Source organism: Pedobacter psychroterrae, assembly GCF_004331695.1.
Classification (GTDB): domain Bacteria; phylum Bacteroidota; class Bacteroidia; order Sphingobacteriales; family Sphingobacteriaceae; genus Pedobacter; species Pedobacter psychroterrae.
On record NZ_SJSL01000002.1, the window covers coordinates 259,881 to 278,982 of the forward strand.

Annotated in this window: 14 protein-coding genes; 9 read left to right on the forward strand and 5 right to left on the reverse strand. The window is 43.4% G+C overall.

Annotated features, from left to right (window positions below; all coding sequences use genetic code 11):
- Position 1 precedes the first annotated feature (1 nt).
- From EZ437_RS09450 to EZ437_RS09460, 3 genes are read left to right on the forward strand one after another with little or no spacing between them, the layout of a single operon-like run.
- Complete coding sequence (locus tag EZ437_RS09450) at positions 2-706, forward strand: phosphoadenylyl-sulfate reductase (protein ID WP_131595646.1); 705 nt, start codon at positions 2-4, stop codon at positions 704-706.
- 9 nt (positions 707-715) lie between these two features.
- Entirely contained in the window at positions 716-1,621 is a 906-nt protein-coding gene (cysD, locus tag EZ437_RS09455; RefSeq protein WP_131595648.1) for a sulfate adenylyltransferase subunit CysD, read from the forward strand.
- Complete coding sequence (locus EZ437_RS09460) at positions 1,621-2,871, forward strand: sulfate adenylyltransferase subunit 1 (RefSeq protein WP_131595650.1); 1,251 nt, start codon at positions 1,621-1,623, stop codon at positions 2,869-2,871. The genes cysD and EZ437_RS09460 overlap by 1 nt, the downstream gene beginning before the upstream one ends.
- Positions 2,872-3,212: 341 nt before the next feature.
- Here EZ437_RS09460 and EZ437_RS09465 read toward each other — a convergent pair whose 3' ends face one another.
- Positions 3,213-4,838 (reverse strand): ABC-F family ATP-binding cassette domain-containing protein, encoded by a 1,626-nt coding sequence (locus EZ437_RS09465; protein ID WP_131595652.1) that lies wholly within the window; start codon positions 4,836-4,838, stop codon positions 3,213-3,215.
- A 110-nt stretch (positions 4,839-4,948) separates the two neighbouring features.
- Here EZ437_RS09465 and EZ437_RS09470 point away from each other — a divergent pair, with 110 nt between their 5' ends.
- From EZ437_RS09470 to EZ437_RS09480, 3 genes are read left to right on the forward strand one after another with little or no spacing between them, the layout of a single operon-like run.
- Positions 4,949-5,512, forward strand: coding sequence for a hypothetical protein (locus EZ437_RS09470; protein WP_131595654.1), 564 nt, complete (start codon positions 4,949-4,951; stop codon positions 5,510-5,512).
- A 25-nt stretch (positions 5,513-5,537) separates the two neighbouring features.
- A complete protein-coding gene (locus EZ437_RS09475; RefSeq protein ID WP_131595656.1) occupies positions 5,538-6,116 on the forward strand; it encodes a nitroreductase family protein in 579 nt (192 codons plus the stop codon).
- Positions 6,117-6,120: 4 nt separating this feature from the next.
- The gene (locus tag EZ437_RS09480; RefSeq protein WP_131595658.1) at positions 6,121-6,576 is read left to right on the forward strand and encodes a 3-oxoacyl-ACP synthase; all 456 of its coding nucleotides are present in this window, start codon (positions 6,121-6,123) and stop codon (positions 6,574-6,576) included.
- Between the two features lie 16 nt (positions 6,577-6,592).
- On the opposite strand, the gene EZ437_RS09485 is transcribed toward EZ437_RS09480, so the two are convergent.
- Positions 6,593-7,471 (reverse strand): polysaccharide deacetylase family protein, encoded by an 879-nt coding sequence (locus tag EZ437_RS09485; protein WP_131595660.1) that lies wholly within the window; start codon positions 7,469-7,471, stop codon positions 6,593-6,595.
- A 130-nt stretch (positions 7,472-7,601) separates the two neighbouring features.
- Between EZ437_RS09485 and EZ437_RS09490 the strand changes: the two genes are divergently transcribed.
- Complete coding sequence (locus tag EZ437_RS09490; protein WP_131595662.1) at positions 7,602-10,109, forward strand: S9 family peptidase; 2,508 nt, start codon at positions 7,602-7,604, stop codon at positions 10,107-10,109.
- 15 nt (positions 10,110-10,124) lie between these two features.
- Entirely contained in the window at positions 10,125-11,600 is a 1,476-nt protein-coding gene (locus tag EZ437_RS09495) for a glycoside hydrolase family 130 protein (protein ID WP_131595664.1), read from the forward strand.
- A gap of 18 nt (positions 11,601-11,618) precedes the next feature.
- Here EZ437_RS09495 and EZ437_RS09500 read toward each other — a convergent pair whose 3' ends face one another.
- Together EZ437_RS09500 and EZ437_RS09505 are read right to left on the reverse strand one after the other, a co-directional pair.
- On the reverse strand, positions 11,619-12,620 hold the full coding sequence (locus EZ437_RS09500) for a glycosyltransferase family 4 protein (RefSeq protein ID WP_131595666.1): 1,002 nt from the start codon (positions 12,618-12,620) through the stop codon (positions 11,619-11,621).
- Positions 12,617-14,896, reverse strand: a complete 2,280-nt coding sequence (locus EZ437_RS09505; RefSeq protein WP_131595668.1) for a glycosyltransferase family 4 protein — start codon at positions 14,894-14,896, stop codon at positions 12,617-12,619. Before EZ437_RS09505 ends, EZ437_RS09500 begins: the two co-directional genes overlap by 4 nt.
- A 189-nt stretch (positions 14,897-15,085) precedes the next feature.
- Here EZ437_RS09505 and EZ437_RS09510 point away from each other — a divergent pair, with 189 nt between their 5' ends.
- Positions 15,086-16,294: an MFS transporter gene (locus tag EZ437_RS09510; protein WP_131595670.1), complete on the forward strand. Its 1,209-nt coding sequence runs from the start codon at positions 15,086-15,088 to the stop codon at positions 16,292-16,294.
- Between the two features lie 31 nt (positions 16,295-16,325).
- Here the strand turns inward: EZ437_RS09510 and clpB are convergent, their stop codons facing one another.
- The gene (gene clpB, locus EZ437_RS09515; RefSeq protein WP_131595672.1) at positions 16,326-18,920 is read right to left on the reverse strand and encodes an ATP-dependent chaperone ClpB; all 2,595 of its coding nucleotides are present in this window, start codon (positions 18,918-18,920) and stop codon (positions 16,326-16,328) included.
- Positions 18,921-19,102 lie beyond the last annotated feature (182 nt).

The following is a 19,102-nucleotide window of genomic DNA, read 5'->3' on the forward strand; positions in this document are numbered from 1 at the left end:
AATGAAAGAGCAATTGACAGCAATAGCTGATAAAATTAAGGATCTGGACCCTGTAGCGGCTTTACGGTATTTTGCCGAAGCGTATAAGGGAAAGATCGTTTTTTCTACAAGCTTTGGCTGGGAAGACCAGGTGATCACGCACATGATCTTTGCCAATGATATTCCTATTGATGTGTTTACGCTGGAAACAGGCAGACTGTTTCCGGAGACATACTATGTCTGGAACCGTACACTGGAAATATATAAAAAGCCTATCCTGGCTTATCATCCCCAGGCAGAACTGCTGCAGGATATGGTAAATGCCAAAGGGCCAAATAGTTTTTATGAGTCGGTAGAAAACCGTAAGCAGTGCTGTTATATCCGCAAACTGGAGCCGCTGAAAAGGGCTTTGGGAGGTAATCAGCTATGGGTAACAGGCATCAGAGCTGAGCAGTCGCTGAATAGGCATGACATGAGTAACCTGGAGTGGGATGAGCAAAACCAAATGGTTAAGTTCCATCCGATATTCTTCTGGTCGCTGGATGAGGTAAAGGAATTTATTAAAAAGAATAATATTGTTTACAATACATTGCATGACAAGGGTTTCCCTAGTATAGGTTGTGCGCCTTGCACCAGGGCAGTAAGAGAAGGTGAAGATTTCAGGGCAGGCCGATGGTGGTGGGAAGATCAGTCAAAAAAGGAATGTGGATTGCATGCCACAACGTAATACAAGAAAATGAGTAAGTATAATTTAGATTATTTAGATGAACTGGAGGCCGAGGCGATTCACATATTGCGTGAAGTAGCAGGGCAATTTGAAAAACCAGCCCTGCTGTTTTCAGGAGGTAAGGATTCAATTACATTGGTACGACTGGCCGAAAAGGCATTCAGACCTGGTAAATTTCCTTTTCCACTTGTGCATATCGATACCGGACATAACTTTGAAGAAACCATTACCTACAGGGATAAAATGGTGGAACGCATCGGTGAAAAGCTGATCATCGGGCATGTACAGGATTCTATAGACCAGGGTAAAGTGGTGGAGCAGAAGGGTAAAAATGCCAGCAGAAATTCACTGCAGACAGTTACCTTGCTGGATACCATCGCACTGCATGGTTTTGATGCTTGTATTGGTGGTGCGCGCAGGGATGAGGAGAAAGCAAGGGCTAAGGAAAGGATTTTTTCTGTAAGAGATGAATTCGGACAGTGGGACCCTAAACGTCAGCGCCCTGAACTTTGGAATATATACAATGGCAAGATCCATAAAGGAGAGAATGTTCGTGTGTTTCCGATCAGCAACTGGACGGAATTGGATGTATGGAATTATATCAAACGAGAGCAAATTGAACTACCTACTATATATTTTGCGCACAATAGAGATGTGATTACACGCAACGGTCAGCTGATGGCTGCGTCTCCATTCCTAAACATGGATGATGAGGATGTAGTGGAACACAAGAAGGTGAGGTTCCGTACAGTTGGCGATATGAGCTGTACGGCTGCAGTTGAGTCGGATGCCGACCAACTGGAAGATATTATTGCTGAGATCAGCGCATCAAAGATTAGTGAACGCGGAGCCCGCATGGACGATAAAGTTTCAGAGGCTGCAATGGAAGACCGCAAAAAAGGAGGATACTTTTAATGAACTTACTTAAATTTTTTACTGCAGGTAGTGTTGACGATGGTAAAAGCACACTTATCGGACGCTTGCTTTATGATACGGATTCTATTTTAGCAGATCAGCTGGAGGCTTTGCAACAGAGCAACCGTAAGAATGATGACGGGACAATAGATCTGGCCATTCTTACAGACGGACTCAGGGCTGAAAGGGAGCAGGGCATCACCATTGATGTGGCTTATAAATATTTTCAGACTGAAAAGCGGAAATTTATCATAGCTGATACTCCTGGTCACATTCAGTACACACGTAATATGGTTACTGGTGCTTCTACTGCTAAACTGGCTATTATATTAATTGACGCCCGTAACGGGGTGGTAGAACAGACCATCAGACATTCGTACCTGGTTTCGTTATTGGGTATTGAGCACGTGGTGGTATGCCTGAATAAAATGGATATGGTTGGCTACAGCGAGACGGTTTTTAACGCGATTGTAGATAAATATAAAGCACTTGCTGCTGAACTAAAGCTGAACGATGTTACTTTCATTCCGGTCAGTGCGCTGAAAGGCGACAACGTAGTGAACGAGTCTGAGCACATGACCTGGTACCATGGACGCAGCTTATTGCATTTTCTGGAAACAGTTGATGTGGAGGTTGGCCCTGCGTATAACCTTGCCCGTATGCCGGTGCAGTGGGTGGTAAGGCCGCAAACTGATGAACTGCACGATTACCGTGGCTATGCAGGACGTGTATTGAGTGGTTCTTTTAATGTAAATGATAAGGTTACTGTATTGCCTTCTGGCAGCAGTTCTGTGATTGAACGGATTGAGATCTTCGATCAGCACCTTCAGGAAGTACATGCAGGGCAATCTGTAACGCTTCATTTGAAAGATAATATTGACATCAGCAGAGGCGATGTATTGGTTAATTCTGATCATTTGCCACAGAGCTCCCAACTGATAGAAGCTGATGTATGCTGGATGGATGCACGTCCGCTGGATGACAGCATTACTTATTTGCTTCAGCACAACAGTAAGGTTACGAAATGTAAGATCCGTGAGATCGTTTACAAAGTAGATATCAATACTTTGGAGAAACAGGATGCGTATGATTTTAAGCTAAATGACATAGGCAGGATTGTTTTGAAGACTGCTGATGCGCTAGCGTTCGATTTCTATACCGAGAATAAAGCCAACGGTGCTGCGATATTAATTGACAGCAGGACAAATCTGACTGCTGCGGCATTGATGTTCAGAGCTGTTGCTGATTAGTTATTAGTTAACATAAAAAAAGACCATTACTTATTCCTGACTGCATTTCTTAGGCTCACGAAGGGTGAGCAAAGAACGCTAAGGTCAGGAATAAGTAATGGTCTTTTTTTTGCAGGATGCTCAACAAGTGGTTAATAAGTCTCCTGTATCTGTACCCTCTCGATCTGCACCCAACAAGTTCAGTGTTGATGGAGTCACTGTATCTGCGCCCTCTCGGTCTGCGCCCAACAAATTCAGTGTCTGGGAGAGGGCATAGCGTTCTTTCGATTTTTCATCGAAAGTAATGCAGCCCGAAAACAGATCACTTAATTTGTCTATTACTTAGTTTGTGTATTGTTTAATTACTTCTTGTACAACGACGCTCTCAATGCTGCAACATCATCACTGCTGATATACTCATCATACGTCATCATCTTATCGATCGAGCCATTTGGCGTCAACTCGATGATACGGGTAGCCAAAGATTCTGTCAGGGCATGATCTCGTGAAGTAAACAATGCCGTGCCTTTGAAGTCTTTCAGGCCATTGTTTAAGGCTGTGATAGATTCCAGGTCAAGGTGATTGGTTGGCTCGTCAAACAACAGCAAATTGGCATGTCTCAGCATCATCTGGGAGAACATACAGCGCATCTTCTCACCTCCTGAAAGCACTTTTACGTTCTTTAATACCTCTTCACCTGAGAAAAGCATCCTGCCTAAGAAACTTCTTACAAACTGCTCATCCTGATCAGTGCCAGAATACTCGCGCAGCCAGTCTACCAGATTCTCATCTTTATTTTCGAAGTAGGGTGTATTGTCATTAGGAATGTCAGCGACGTTAATAGTAACGCCAAACTTAAACTCGCCTGTATAGTTCTTTTCACGGCCTGTAAGCACGTTATAGAACGCCGTAGTGGCTAAGCTGTTTTGAGAAATTACCGCTATTTTATCGCCTTTGCCAACCATGAAATTGATGTTCTTAAACATCACATCTCCGTTTAAAGTGCAGGAGAGGTTTTCTATCTGCAGGATCTGGTCGCCTGCTTCTCTGCCCAGGTTGTTAAATAGTATAGCGGGATATTTTCTGCTTGAAGCTTTGATCTCAGAGATATCAATCTTATCCAAAGCCTTTTTACGTGAGGTAGCTTGTTTGGATTTTGAAGCATTAGCACTAAAGCGCTGGATAAACTCCTGTAATTCTTTAACTTTCTCTTCCAGTTTCTTGTTCTGGTCGCTGCGTTGTTTCAATGCCAGCTGACTTGATTCATACCAGAAGGTATAATTACCTGAATAGGTATTCATCTTACTGAAATCGATATCAACGATATGCGTACATACGGCATCTAAAAAGTGCCTGTCGTGAGATACCACCAATACAATACTTTGATAATCTGCAAGGAAGTTCTCCAGCCATGCAATAGTATCGATGTCCAGATCATTGGTAGGCTCATCCAGTAACAGGATGTCAGGATTGCCAAACAGCGCCTGTGCCAATAGCACACGTACTTTTTGGTTACCATCCAGTTCTTTCAATTGCTTGTAGTGGTGCTCCTCTTTGATGCCAAGGTTACTCAGCATGGTCGCAGCATTACTCTCCATGTTCCAGCCATCCATTTCTGCAAACCTGTTTTCCAGTTCACCCGCCCGCTCACCATCTTTATCAGAAAAATCTTCTTTCATATAGATGGCATCTTTCTCTTTCATGATGTCATACAATTCCTTGTGGCCCATCATTACGGTTTCAATTACACTAAACTCATCAAATTCATAGTGGTTTTGTTTTAAAACTGCCATGCGTTCGCCAGGTGTAAATGCTACGCTTCCGGTAGTCTGGTTTACTTCACCAGAAAGAATTTTAAGAAAGGTAGATTTACCGGCTCCGTTAGCACCAATCACTCCATAGCAGTTGCCATGGGTGAATTTTAGGTTCACATCTTCAAATAAAGTTCTTTTTCCGTAACGGAGGGATAAATTAGAAACTGAAATCATATTGCTGAAAAATAAGCCGCAAAGGTAGTCATTATTTATAAAATTATTTTTTAACTGCTGTGATGATTGATAACAGATTTCTATAAGTTTGAGTTTCAAATAAAAATACCGTGCAAAAGGACGAATTAATAGCAAGGCTTGACGTGCCAATGAAGTTTCAGATGGTAGCCAATTCTACTGCCATCATAGAAAGCAGTGACCTCGATATTAATGATTTGCTGGAAATCAGCTTTCATAAGAAAAAGGAGATCGCTTTTAGGGCAGCATGGATGCTGGAATACATGATGATTCACCAACCAGCGCAGTTCAGTTTGTATGTGAAAGAACTGCTAAAGTTGTTGCCCAGTCAGAAAAACCATTCGGCCATGAGGCATTACACCAAGATCATCGCATTACTTACCGCAAAAAATGCTGATCCGGTGTACAAAGAGCTGGCAAAGGCCATAGATTTTGAACCCGTAATTGAAGTCTTATTTACCTGGCTGATAGACACCGAAATGTTGGTGGCTACCAAAGTGCACTGCATGCAGGCACTGGCCAACCTGGTGCCCCGCTATGACTGGATAAAAGATGACTTATTACAAACCGTTGATTATTTGACGGACATAGAAAGTATAGCTTTCTTTGCAAGGGCCAAAATGGTAAAGAAGCAGTTGAAGAAGCAGGATAAATAAGAATGGAATAATCAAAGAAAACGAAATGAAAACAGAAATAGAGATATTAACCGATATTATAAAACGGAGGAGAAGTATATTTCCCATCAGCTATACTTCGCAGGAAATTCCCGTTGAGGTCATCAGCCAGATACTGGAGAGTGCAAACTATGCACCGACTCATAAGCTGACGCAGCCCTGGCGTTTCATTGTATTCAGAAACGAAGGAAAGTTGAAGCTGGGCTATGAACTGGCGAGGCTATACATGGAGATCACTCCAAAAAATCAATTTCTGCAAAAGAAATACGACAGCATTATTGAAAAGGTGGCGCAGTCAAGTTGTGTAATTGCGCTGAATGTGAAACTGCAGCCCGATAAAGTACCGGAATGGGAGGAATTGGCTGCTTTAGCATGTGCCGTTCAGAATATGGCGCTGACTGCAGAGGTATTAAATGTAGGTGCATACTGGAGTTCTCCCGGAATGCTTGCAAATCTCAAGGATTATCTTAACTTAGAGGAACAGGAAAAATGCTATGGCATATTTTACATGGGGTATCACAATGATGAGCCGCGTGAAGCCATCCGCAATCCGATGGAGGAAAAGGTAAAATGGATAGAAACCTAATTTTATGCAACTAATAAAAGAAACTTTATATCAGCTTTGTTTAGGCTTTATTGAACAAAGAATACAAACTGCTGAGACTGCCCTTGAACAGGCCAGAGAATCAAGTAATGATGATACAAAAAGTAGTGCTGGTGATAAATATGAAACCAGCAGGGAGATGATGCAACAGGAAATTGATCGTAATAAGCGGCTTCTTATAGATGCAGAGGAGAATTTCAGGGTGTTAAAAGCCATAGATATAACCCCAAATCCTTCAGAAATAGTAAGGCATGGCAGCCTTGTAGAAACCAGTCAGGGTTCTTTTTACATTAGTGTCAGCGCAGGACAGCTTACGGTAGATGGTAAATCTATATTCGCAGTATCACCAGCCTCACCTATAGGCAAGGCATTGCTGAATAAAAAGAAGGGCAGTCAATTTGATTTTAACACCAGGGACTACATCATAAAAAATGTAATATAGGTATTAAGAAAAGCCTTTAGAAGCTTTTCTTAATGCTGTTGTGCAAAGTTCGGGGACTCCAGTACCCACTTGCAATGATTCTCCTGATGGTAAATATTGGATCATTCTGGTCGCGCTTGTCAGCCAAAGAAAATGCCATCTTGAAACCACGTTTCTTCAGTTCGGGAATACCTTCTGCGTTCCATAACCCAAAGGGATAAGCAAATTCAGTTATTTTCTTTCCTGTAATCTCTTCCAGTTTTTTGGTCGGCTTGTCCAGTTGCTCCTCCCAGTCCTTGCCCTGGTACTTTTTGAAATTCTTATGGTCATAAGTATGACTGCCGATTACGTTTCCTTCATCAGAAAGTTGTTTGATCTGATCTGATGACATGTAATGAACGAACTTGCCTTTTTTACCAATAGTCACCGTCATGATAAAATATACTGCTTTAAAGCCATATTTCTTTAGCGTCGGGGCGGCTACAGTGAACTGATCCAGGTCTGTATCATCAAAGGTAAACATGATGGGTTTGTCTGGCAATGGTGCCCCCGTATTGAGGTAGGCATACAACTGATCAGGCAGGATCGAGTGGTAACCACTGTCGGCGAGCATCTTTACCTGATCTTTGAAGTTCTGGACCTCTACGATATAATCTTTCCCCACCTTTCCGTCAGAAGGCTTCCAGTTGCGCACCTGGTGGTAGCACAAAATAGGTACCTGCTTGCGTGCCAGTATGGTTGCAGCATCTGCTACTTTTATGCCATTTATGTCTATTTTAGTTGCCGGTACATCTGTAGTCGTCTTTGCCACAGTATCTTTAGTGTCAGTATTCGCATTATTTGTCTGCGAATTAGACTGGCAACCCCCAGCAAGAATTAAGGCAATAGCCAGTGATGATAAAAATGCTCGTTTCATAGGAAAGTATTTGGCGCAAAACTATGAAAACGGCTGGTATTTTTATCAGATTAGCTATCATTTTTATTACAAATAAATGCAGCGCTAAAATGTATTATTCGATAATTTAGTCCGATCAAACAAATCACTCATGAAGAAACTTTATATACTGTTTTTATTAATGCTTTCCGTTTGTTTTACGGCCTTTTCGCAAAGCAAAACTTTTACCCTTACGGAGACGGCAGCCGCTGCGCCGAAGGCGAATTACCAATTGGCCTCAAGGTTTTCACCCAATAAATTGAGGAAAATCATTTACTCAACGGCGGTAGATCCGCACTGGCTAAAACTTAGCACCAGGTTCTGGTATGAGTATGAAAGCCCTGAGGGCAAGGAATGGTATATCGTAGACCCTGCTTCCAGGAATAAAAAGAAGTTGTTTGATAATGCTAAACTGGCTGCTGAGATTACTACCATCATCCGTGACCCGTTTGATGCACAGCATTTACCTTTGGAGAACCTGAAGTTCTCAGCTGATGAGAAAAGTATCAGCTTTGAAGTTAGGAGTACCATAGACGAGTTGAAAAAGGACCGGAAGAATAAGAAAGATGCTGATTCAATGCAAAAGAAGGTATTTTATTTCAATTATGACATCGCTGTTGCGAAGCTTACAGAAGTGCCGAACTATGCCAAGCCAAAGGCTAAACCCAATTGGGGGTCGGTAGCACCAGATTCTTCTGCAATCATCTTTAGCAGGAACTATAACCTCTACTGGATGGACAAAGACAACTACAAAAAGGCAGTGAAAAATGAGGAAGATAGCACTATTGTAGAACACCAGTTGACCAAAAACGGTGAGAAATTCTATGCTTACGGCAGCAACGGTGACGGAGAAAACAATGAGGAGAACGAGAAAAATAATAAAAAAAGGCGCAGGGCTTATGTACTATGGTCGCCAAACTCCAAATACTTTGTGCTCAACAGATCTGACTCGCGCAAGGTTAAAGACCTTTGGGTGATCAATAATGTAGCCCCAGGAAGACCTACGTTGGAAACTTATAAATACCAGATGCCCGGCGAGGCCGAGGCACCTATTGATGAAATGGTATTGTTCAACTTTACCGACAAAACATACAAGAAGCTGAACACGGCTGCCTTTAAAGACCAGACGGTTTCTGCCTGGGGGGCGCCATCTTTAAACAAAGACCGCGACAATGAGTTCAGGCCTTCGATCTGGCTGGGTAACAACAGTAAGATTTACTTCCAGCGTACCAGCCGCGATTTAAAAAGAATCGATGTATGCACCATCGACATCAATACCGGGGCTGTTGCCCCATTGATAGACGAGCGCTTCAATACCTATGTAGAGGTCAACCGTCCGGGACTTGTTAATGACGGAAAAGAAATTATCCACTGGTCTGAACGTGATGGCTGGGCTCACTTCTACTTGTTTGATAGCAATGGAAAGCTAAAAAACCAGATCACCAAGGGCGCCTTCCACTGCGAGAACATCGTCAATATCGATGAAAAGAACCGTGTGCTTTACTTTACTGCAAATGGCAGAGAGCCTGGTGAAGATCCTTACTATTACCACCTTTACCGCATCAACTTTGATGGTACAGGCATAAAGCTGCTGAATCCGGGAGATTTTGACCATGCCGTTAGTATGAATGATGAGAACAAATATTTCATTAACAACTTTTCAAGGGTCAATACTGTGCCCAAGTCTGTGCTGATGGACAATAATGGCCGCAAGCTGATGGACCTGGAAACAGCAGATCTGTCGCTGCTAATGGCTACCGGCTACAAATTCCCTGAGCCCTTTAAAGTGAAAGCTGATGACGGCATTACTGATATCTATGGTGTGATGTACAAGCCTTTTGATTTTGATCCAAACAAGAAATATCCGATTATAGAATATGTATACCCTGGTCCGCAGACAGAGGCTGTAAATAAATCTTTCAGCAAAAGCATGGACAGGACTGAGCGACTTGCGCAATTTGGTTATATCGTTGTCACGGTGGGTAACCGCGGCGGCAATCCTGCACGCTCTAAATGGTACCATACCTATGGCTACGGCAATTTGAGGGATTACGGGCTGGCAGATAAAAAGGCAGCGGTAGAGCAGCTTGCCGACAGGTATTCTTATATCGATGCCAGCAGGGTAGGTATCACAGGCCATTCGGGCGGTGGTTTTATGTCCACTGCAGCCATGCTGGTATATCCCGATTTCTTTAAAGCGGCTGTCTCCAATGCTGGTAATCACGACAATAGTATCTACAACCGCTGGTGGAGCGAAAAGCACCATGGTGTAAAGGAGATCATCTCCGCCAAAGGCGACACTACCTTTACATACAGTATTGATAAAAACCCTGATCTGGCCAAGAACCTCAAAGGGCACCTGATGCTGATGACCGGTGATGTGGACAACAATGTACACCCTGCCAACACGATCAGAGTAGCCAATGCACTGATGAAAGCAGGCAAAAGATTTGATTTTGTGATAGTTCCGGGTCAGCGCCATGCATTTGGCGACCTTACAGAATACGCCTTCTGGAAACTGGCAGATCATTTCAATAAATACCTGATAGGGGATTTCTCTAAATCCGACGAAGTAAATATCGTGGAAATTGACAGGGAGATAGAACAAAAACGACCATAAATACGTTATTGCCACATGAGATTACTAATAGAACGAAAGCCGGTCAAAGTATATCCGGATCCAAAGCGAGTTATTGCCAGATTTTTTTTTAATGGAGATGAAAGGGCCTTAGAAGTTGTCAAGCATGTGATGGGTTTGTCGGAAAAAGAGGTTTTTGAGATCATCTCCCCCCTGCTTCAGGAATACTCCAAAAGACATAGAAATATCACCAAAATACTAACCAGGCATTGTAAAAAGATCAAAAGGATCATTGAATCGGCAGAGGTAGATTTTGATGACCTGGAGAAATACCGCAGGTTATTATTGGGATCTTATTTTACACATGAATATTCCATTGAGTCGGCTGCCTTTTTTAATCCCTCTATGGTAGACGACCCTGATCAGAGCGATCTGGTAGAGGGTGAGCGCAGGGTGATTATCAGTTTCAGAGCAGTAGGCGAGGGGCACATCTCTTCTGTAGTATTCAGAAGGGCACTAATAGACAGGGATCATAACATCACTGTCATACCTGCGGGAAATTACATTGACGAGGCTGAAGTAATTAAAAATGCGGTATATAACAAAAAACTTTTCTTAAAAAAGGCTGCTGATTCCAAGATTGATATTGAAGTATTGGATGAAGTAGGGGTTAAACTGGAAGACCGGTTTGATTATTCCACACTCAGGAAGATGATCCTCGACTCAAAGAACCTGCAGGAGAGTGATCTGAAGAAGCTGGAGTATGATAAAATACTTTGGCTGTCAGACACCTATCATGAAATCAGCTTTTCAAGAGATACAGATATTTCCGATAGGGTCATCTTTCCCATTTCAGAATTTGAGCGTAAGGGTATAGAAGATGCAAGATTTGTAAAGTTTGTAAAAGACGACGGATCGGTGGTGTATTATGCTACCTATACAGCATTTGATGGTGCTATGATCATGCCCAAGTTATTGCAGACCACCGACTTCTACGATTTTAAGATCAGTCCGCTGCATGGCGTAGGGGCCCAAAACAAGAATCTGGCACTCTTTCCACGTAAAATAAATGGGAAGTATGTAATGATGTCCCGTATTGATGGCTGCAACAATTACCTGATGTATTCAGAAAAACTCACCGTATGGGACAATCCTGTAAAGTTGCAGTCCCCTAGATTCCCATGGGAATTTATTCAGATCGGCAACTGTGGTTCGCCGATAGAAACAAAAGACGGCTGGTTGCTGATCACGCACGGTGTAGGCCCGATGAGGAAGTACTGCCTTGGAGCAAGCTTGTTTGACCTGGAGGACCCATCGATTGAAATAGGAAGGCTTAGGGAGCCACTGGTAATTCCCAACAATGATGAGCGTGAAGGTTATGTACCCAATGTGCTTTATTCATGTGGCTCTCTTATCCACGATGGTGAACTGATCATCCCCTATGGCCTGTCAGATTATTGCTCTTCATTTGCAGGGGTGAAAATGGATGTCTTATTGGCGAAACTGAAAAGCTCCAGTTCTGCAATAAGTTAGTCAAGCGGTACCGGATCGTTATAAAATCTTATGGTAGCTGTCTATATAGTCAGCTACCATTTTTTCTTGTGAGAACTGCGATAGTGCCCAGTCGCGGCAGCCAGATCTTTCAATCCCTTTCAGTTCAGCTACAGCAGCGACAGCCTCAACTGTATCTTTTACCAAAAAGCCTGTCTCGCGGTCCTTTATCAGTTCGGGCATAGCACCTTTATTAAAGGCAATGACAGGTGTGCCGCACAGCATGGCCTCTGCCACACTCAGGCCAAATGGCTCCTCAAAATTTATAGGATGCAGCAATGCGGATGCATTGCCAAGCAGTTCATTTCTTTGCTCTGGCCCCGCAGCGCCTATGAATTCAATGTCTCCGTTTAGGTAAGGTTCAACTTTTTCTCTAAAATAATTGGCGTCCTGCACTATTCCGGCTATAATCAAACGCTTTTTTGATTGCAAGGCTATTTGTATGGCTTCGGCAGTACCTTTATCAGGATGTATTCTTCCAAAGAACAACAGGTAATCATCTGGACTGTCGTTAAAGTCAAAATTCTTTGTTTCTATACCGTTATAGATAGTAGAGAGATAATTTAAGGAAGGATGCCTGTTGGCATTGCTGATGGATACGTAGTGTCCATGCACATTGTATTTCTGGTATACAGCAAGGATTTTTTCAGATGAAAACCCATGTATGGTAGTGATGAATGGCGTTTTTGACAGCCTTGAGTAGCTTAAAGGCAAAAAATCATAATGATTGTGGATCAGGTCAAATTCTCCTGCCTGTTCCATCAGGTTACTGATGTGCAGGCATTCTACTACCTTTGCATCTTGTGTTCTGTCTTCTTCATAACCTTGTGCTATTACCGCATCAAGTTTACCTGCAGTAACAGAATCACCCGTAGCAAAAAGCGTGACATCCAAGCCCTGCCGGACCAAACCTTCAGTCAGGTTGGATGCCATTTGTTCCCATGGCCCATAATGGCGCGGAGGTGTTCTCCATGCTACTGGGGCCAGCACAGCTATCTTCATACTTGTTTTTGTACAGCCATCAGGTCAGCACTCTGTATGAATTCATACTCCGACTCCAATGCTTTCAGCACAATTAAATGAGAAATCCAGTAGGCCAGTGTACTTTCCGCACCCTGGTTGCGGTTTACCCCATACGTCTGCAGGCCATCTCCACAGCCCTTTGTCTCATAGTCGTACAAAGGGAGGTGCAGGCTGTTCTCACCCAGAAACCATTGATAGCACAGGTACATCTGCTTGATGTATGTGAGGTCATGTGTGATTTCGTATGCTTTGAAATACATCATCACCATAGCCATTGTTTCTATCGCCTGCTGATCATAAATAGCCATTTCAGGGCCGTCCTTGTACAGCCAGCCGTCATTTCCGACAGGGTTTAAGTAGCCGTGTATCAAAGTTTTCTGCGACAAGTATTCCATACTCTCCAGGGCAATGTCCATAGACTCCTGATCGCCAGTAATTTCGTAATGGCATAACAAAGCCAGCGGCAAAATTCCATTATCGTAGGTCATCTTTTCTTCATACCAAAGCCAGTGTCCCTGCTTGTTAGCATGGTAGGCAGCTTTCAGGGGTGCTGCCAGCTGGTTCAGCTCTGTCCTGATGTGCTCATCATACCTATGGGCCTTCATGAAATTGGTCAGGCCGATCATGGTATTGGCTATGCCCCGCAAGTGTTTTAAATTCTTAAAGTGTGGCACAGATTTGAGAAAAAGTTCTTTTGCAAATTCACGATAGGAATTATTGGGTGCATTATTGATCAGGTATCCAAGCGACCAGATGGTACGGCCAAATGAATCTTCAGAACCCACTTCATCCAGGTATTCCCTTTTAAAACTGAGGAAGTTTCTGAAGTTACCATCATCACACTGCATATACTGGATATAGCTTAGATAGATGGGCAGCAAATCTAAAGCAGCTTTACTTTTATTCTGCTGGTAGGCCAGGATGGTTAGGGTCAGCGCACGTGCGTTGTCATCCAGGCAATAGCCCTCCTTTAAATTGGGAATACCATATTTTGCATGCTGCACAATTCCCGTATCATCGGTCAGTCGCTGTATATGTGCCAGGCTAAACGCAGGCATCATATCCGGATCTATGATCGGCTTGCCCCCGGTTTCTTTTTCAGACAGGAACTTGGAGATCGCTTCGTCCAGCACATCGATAAACACATCACCGGTACTTGGCCAGCGCAAATGCAGGCCATATTCATAGGCATTCGCTTTCAATTGCTGCAGTTTAGATTCATCAGCAAACAATTCATTTACGATATCTGCTAATGTGTTTGAGTCTTTAAAATCAAATAATCTTCCCCTATGGTCGGCCAGTAGTTCCTGCGCATGCCAGTAAGGAGTAGAGATTACTGCCGCGCCGGCACCAATGGCATAGGATAGGGTACCACTGGTAATCTGTGCTTCATTCAGATATGGGGTGATGTACATGTCACAGCCCGTCAGGAAATCATATAATTCCTGCTCGGATACAAATTTATTGACAAAAGTAAGGTTGTTCTCTACATTTAGTTTCTTGGCCAGCCGCTTCAGGCTGTCCCGATACTCCTCCCCCGAATTACGGATGACTCCGGGGTGTGTGGTTCCCAAAATCACATACATCACATCGGGGTTTTGCTCCACTATTTTAGGCAGGGCCTCTATTACCGTTTCTAGCCCTTTATTTCTGCTGATCAGACCAAAGGTGAACAATACTTTTTTGCCCTTAAAGGCGATTGAATTTTTAATGGGGTTATCTTCCTTAGGTTCCAGGTCAGGCACCCCGTGCTCTATCAACTGGATTTTATCAAAAGGGATTCCATATATACTAGTCAAAAACCCTACTGCCCTGTGGCTCATTACCACAATTCTGGATGAGTACTTTGCCACTTCCCTCATTACGGTCAGTTGCATGTAATTGGGGTCTTTTAAAATCGTATGGAATATCGTGATCAATGGCTTTTGAAGCCTTGCCAGCAAAGGAAGAATATATACACCGCTTTCCCCTCCAAAAATGCCGTATTCATGTTCCAGTATACAGGCATCAGCCAAACTGGTGTTGATATAATCGGCCGCACGGATATAGTCTTTCTGGTTTTCCTGTCTGATAATGTACTTCACCTCTTTAGGGTACTCATACTCATCAATATTATCAGAATCATTCATCGCCACAACAAAGCTATCTTCAGATACTGCTTTTTTATTGTGACCAATAGCGCCTAAAAGATTGTTGTTAAACGTTGCAATACCACATTCACGTGGCGGATAAGTTGAGATATAAGCGATTTTCATATGGAAAAAAAATTCTGTGTTGACTGGTATAACAATCTTAAGGAATAAATGTTCTGTTAAGTAAGGGTTTTATCGATGTTATTTGGTTGGAATCTTAAACAAAATAGTGGCTTTAAAGTATTCAGTTTAAAATAATGACAAAAACACTATTAAGTATTTAGCTATCTTTGAACTTTATTGATTTATACGATGAATAGCGTTAGTGCCACACAAAATACAGTTGAAAAGACTGTATTTCCCATCCTTTTTGCCATCAGTTTCTCTCATTTATTAAATGATACCATCCAGTCGCTCATTCCTGCTATTTACCCCGTTGTAAAAGACAGTTATGGACTTACTTTCACACAAATTGGGTTGATTACGCTTACCTTTCAGATGGCTGCTTCATTATTCCAGCCTTTTGTAGGCCTTTATACGGATAAAAAACCCCAGCCTTATTCACTGGCAATGGGGATGGGGTTTACACTTTGCGGCCTGATCACCCTTTCCTTGTCGACGGGATTTTATATGATGCTGGTTTCGGTGGCCCTGGTTGGCACAGGCTCTTCTATTTTTCATCCCGAAGCATCGCGTATGGCACATGCCGCATCCGGGGGAAGGAGGGGGCTGGCGCAGTCTATCTTCCAGTTGGGTGGTAATTTCGGAAGTTCACTCGGTCCCTTACTCGCAGCATGGATCATTGTACCTTATGGACAGTTCAGCATCATCTGGTTTTCTATCATTGCCTTGGTTGCAATTGTCATCTTAAGCCGCGTGGGCAGCTGGTACAAAGGTTATATACTTCGATTGCAATCCGGTAAAGGCAGTAAAATAGTATCGGCTGTCCCAACATTATCCAGGAAAAGGGTGATTTTTTCAGTCATTATCCTGCTGATCCTAATTTTCTCCAAATACTTTTACATGGCCAGCCTGACCAGCTATTTTACATTTTATGTAATAGATAAATTTAATGTTTCTGTACAGAGCTCGCAGGTATACCTGTTCGTGTTCCTGGTTTCAGTAGCGGCAGGTACTTTAGCCGGTGGCCCGGTGGGCGACCGTTTTGGCCGTAAGTACGTGATCTGGTTTTCTATATTAGGGACAGCGCCCTTTGCGTTGCTATTGCCTTACGCCAATTTATTCTGGACAGGTGTATTAATTGTCCCCATCGGGATGATACTTGCTTCTGCATTTTCTGCTATTCTTGTGTACGCACAGGAACTGATACCGGGCAAAGTAGGGCTGGTAGCAGGGCTGTTCTTTGGGTTTGCCTTTGGAATGGGAGGGATAGGCTCTGCGCTGTTAGGCAAACTGGCAGATAATACCAGTATTGAATATGTATATCATGTATGTTCTTTCCTGCCTTTGATCGGGATGCTTACGGCATTCCTTCCGAATATTGAAACAAAGAAGAAATAAAAAGGCTGTCCAAAAGATGGACAGCCTTTGGTTATTTGTTGTTCAAAAATACAAACTTGTGGTCGAACGTATCCAGCTTGATCTTGCTGTCTTTGTCTATTTTACCTGCCAGGATTTCTTTAGACAACTCGTTCAATATCCTTTTCTGGATCACCCTTTTCAAGGGCCTTGCACCAAACTGCGGATCGTAACCCAGCTCTGCCAGCCAGTCCAGCGCCTCTACAGAAGCTTCTATTTCAATACCCATCTCTGCCAGTGTATCCTGCACATGTTTAAACTGAAGGTCTACAATGTTCCTGATCTCGCTGCGGTTTAAGGGGGTAAACATGATCAGCTCGTCAATGCGGTTTAAAAACTCAGGCCTGATGGTCTGTTTCAACAGTTCAAACAATTCATTCTTGGTCTTGGCAATCACCTCATCCCGGTTTTCATCACTCAGTGCCTTAAAATTATCTTGTATCAAATGTGATCCGATATTGGAAGTCATGATGATGATCGTGTTTTTGAAATTAACCACCCGGCCTTTATTGTCCGTCAGGCGGCCATCATCCAATACCTGCAGCAATATATTGAACACATCCGGATGTGCTTTTTCGATCTCATCGAGCAGAACTACCGAGTAGGGTTTTCTGCGTACCGCTTCAGTCAGCTGTCCACCTTCATCATAGCCCACATATCCCGGAGGCGCCCCTATCAAACGTGATACCGCATGTCTTTCCTGGTATTCGCTCATATCTATACGGGTCATGGCATTTTCATCGTTGAACAAAAATTCAGCAAGCGCCTTGGCCAGTTCCGTTTTGCCCACGCCGGTAGTACCCAGGAAAATAAATGATCCGATCGGCTTTTTTTTATCCTGAAGACCGGCACGAGAACGCCTGATCGCATCTGAAATCGCTTCAATGGCCTCATCCTGTCCCGCTACCCGCTTATGAAGTTCATTTTCCAGGTTCAGCAATTTGTCGCGTTCACTGGAGATCAGCTTCGTTACCGGAATACCAGTCCACCTGCCCACTACACCAGCAATGTCATCAGCAGTGACCTCCTCTTTCAGCATCCTGCTTTCACTTTGCTGGGCTGCAAGTTGCACTTTCAATTGTTCTACTTTATCCTGCGCCTCTTTGATCTTGCCATAGCGGATCTCGGCTACTTTTCCATAGTCCCCCGCACGTTCCGCCTGTTCCGCCTCCAGCTTATAATTCTCAATCTCTTCCAGTTCCGTATTAATGCCATCTACCAGGTCTTTTTCTCCCTGCCACTTGGCTTTTATTTCATCCCGCTCTGCGGAAATATTGGCAATTTCTTCAGCCAGCGACTGAACCTTTTTGGTATCGCCCTCTCTTTTGATTGCTTCGCGCTCTATTTCCAGTTGCATGATCTTCCGGTTCAGCTCATCTACCTTTTCCGGCACGCTATCCATTTCCAAACGAAGTTTGGAAGCCGCTTCGTCCATCAGGTCAATGGCTTTGTCCGGCAAAAAACGGTCGGCGATATAGCGCTGTGACATTTCTACAGCAGCTATGATGGCTTCGTCTTTGATCCGTACCTTATGGTGCGTCTCATAACGTTCTTTCAGTCCCCTTAAGATAGAAATGGCATCCTGGGTATCCGGTTCATCCACCACTACCTTTTGGAAACGGCGTTCCAGGGCCTTGTCTTTTTCCAGGTATTTCTGATATTCATCCAGTGTAGTGGCCCCAATAGCGCGCAGTTCACCACGTGCCAATGCCGGCTTTAAGATATTTGCCGCATCCATTGCACCCTCGCCGCCACCTGCGCCTACCAAAGTATGGATCTCATCGATAAACAAAATAATGTCGCCATCGCTTTGGGTTACTTCTTTTACCACCGCTTTTAGGCGCTCTTCAAACTCACCTTTGTATTTGGCCCCGGCTATTAGCGCACCCATGTCCAGTGAAAAGACAGTTTTGGTTTTGAGGTTGGTAGGGACGTCACCTTTTATGATCCTGAATGCAATGCCTTCGGCAATAGCCGTCTTACCCACTCCGGGCTCACCGATCAAAATCGGGTTGTTTTTAGTACGTCTGGATAAAATCTGTATCACCCTTCTGATCTCATCGTCGCGGCCTATTACCGGATCCAGCTTACCAGACTCGGCATATTCATTTAAGTTTCTTGCATACTTATTGAGTGCGTTATAAGTCGCCTCCGCATTCTGATCAGTTACCCTGCTATCACCTCTTAATGAAAGGATGGCTTTTTTAAGGTCTTTTTCAGTTACGCCCTTGTCTTTTAGCAGCTTTGAAGTATTGTCATTTACGGAGAGCAGACCCAGCAAAAGGTGCTCTACAGACACAAACTCGTCCTTAAATTCTTTTAAGTAAGACTGTGCTTTCTGCAATGCGCTGTTGCTTCCGGAGGTAAGGTAGGGACTGCTGCCGGTAACTTTGGGAAATTTCTCTATTTGAGTATCTAAATGCGGGTTTAATACATTCAGGTTTACATTTAATTTCTTTAAAACATAGGAGACTACATTTTCATCAACAGTAAGCAAACCTTTTAGGAGGTGTGCCGTCTCAATAGCTTGCTGCTGGTTTCCCTGCGCTATTTCGGAAGCCTGTTGAATTGCTTCCTGGGCCTTGATCGTAAAGTTGTTGAAGTTCATGGTACAAGGTAAACAAAGCAGGTGCCATGAAGGTTTTTTAGGAAAAACCGGAAATTTTGTCGGGTTGTTTTAGGTATTACTGACTAAATTTCTGGTAAGGATGGTTCAAGTCTAGGGCAGCTTAGTACTGCCTTTATATCAGGCTTTGTGACAACACGTTCCCGACACGGTACCAACGCGCT

What these genes read in the sequence shown, in the direction of transcription:
- EZ437_RS09480 (WP_131595658.1), top strand. Translation starts at nt 6,121, where the DNA reads ATGCAACTAATAAAAGAAACTTTATATCAGCTTTGTTTAGGCTTTATT.
- EZ437_RS09475 (WP_131595656.1), top strand. Translation starts at nt 5,538, where the DNA reads ATGAAAACAGAAATAGAGATATTAACCGATATTATAAAACGGAGGAGA.
- EZ437_RS09485 (WP_131595660.1), bottom strand. Translation starts at nt 7,471, where the DNA reads ATGAAACGAGCATTTTTATCATCACTGGCTATTGCCTTAATTCTTGCT.
- EZ437_RS09500 (WP_131595666.1), bottom strand. Translation starts at nt 12,620, where the DNA reads ATGAAGATAGCTGTGCTGGCCCCAGTAGCATGGAGAACACCTCCGCGC.
- EZ437_RS09505 (WP_131595668.1), bottom strand. Translation starts at nt 14,896, where the DNA reads ATGAAAATCGCTTATATCTCAACTTATCCGCCACGTGAATGTGGTATT.
- clpB (WP_131595672.1), bottom strand. Translation starts at nt 18,920, where the DNA reads ATGAACTTCAACAACTTTACGATCAAGGCCCAGGAAGCAATTCAACAG.
- EZ437_RS09460 (WP_131595650.1), top strand. Translation starts at nt 1,621, where the DNA reads ATGAACTTACTTAAATTTTTTACTGCAGGTAGTGTTGACGATGGTAAA.
- EZ437_RS09490 (WP_131595662.1), top strand. Translation starts at nt 7,602, where the DNA reads ATGAAGAAACTTTATATACTGTTTTTATTAATGCTTTCCGTTTGTTTT.
- cysD (WP_131595648.1), top strand. Translation starts at nt 716, where the DNA reads ATGAGTAAGTATAATTTAGATTATTTAGATGAACTGGAGGCCGAGGCG.
- EZ437_RS09510 (WP_131595670.1), top strand. Translation starts at nt 15,086, where the DNA reads ATGAATAGCGTTAGTGCCACACAAAATACAGTTGAAAAGACTGTATTT.
- EZ437_RS09495 (WP_131595664.1), top strand. Translation starts at nt 10,125, where the DNA reads ATGAGATTACTAATAGAACGAAAGCCGGTCAAAGTATATCCGGATCCA.
- EZ437_RS09465 (WP_131595652.1), bottom strand. Translation starts at nt 4,838, where the DNA reads ATGATTTCAGTTTCTAATTTATCCCTCCGTTACGGAAAAAGAACTTTA.
- EZ437_RS09450 (WP_131595646.1), top strand. Translation starts at nt 2, where the DNA reads ATGAAAGAGCAATTGACAGCAATAGCTGATAAAATTAAGGATCTGGAC.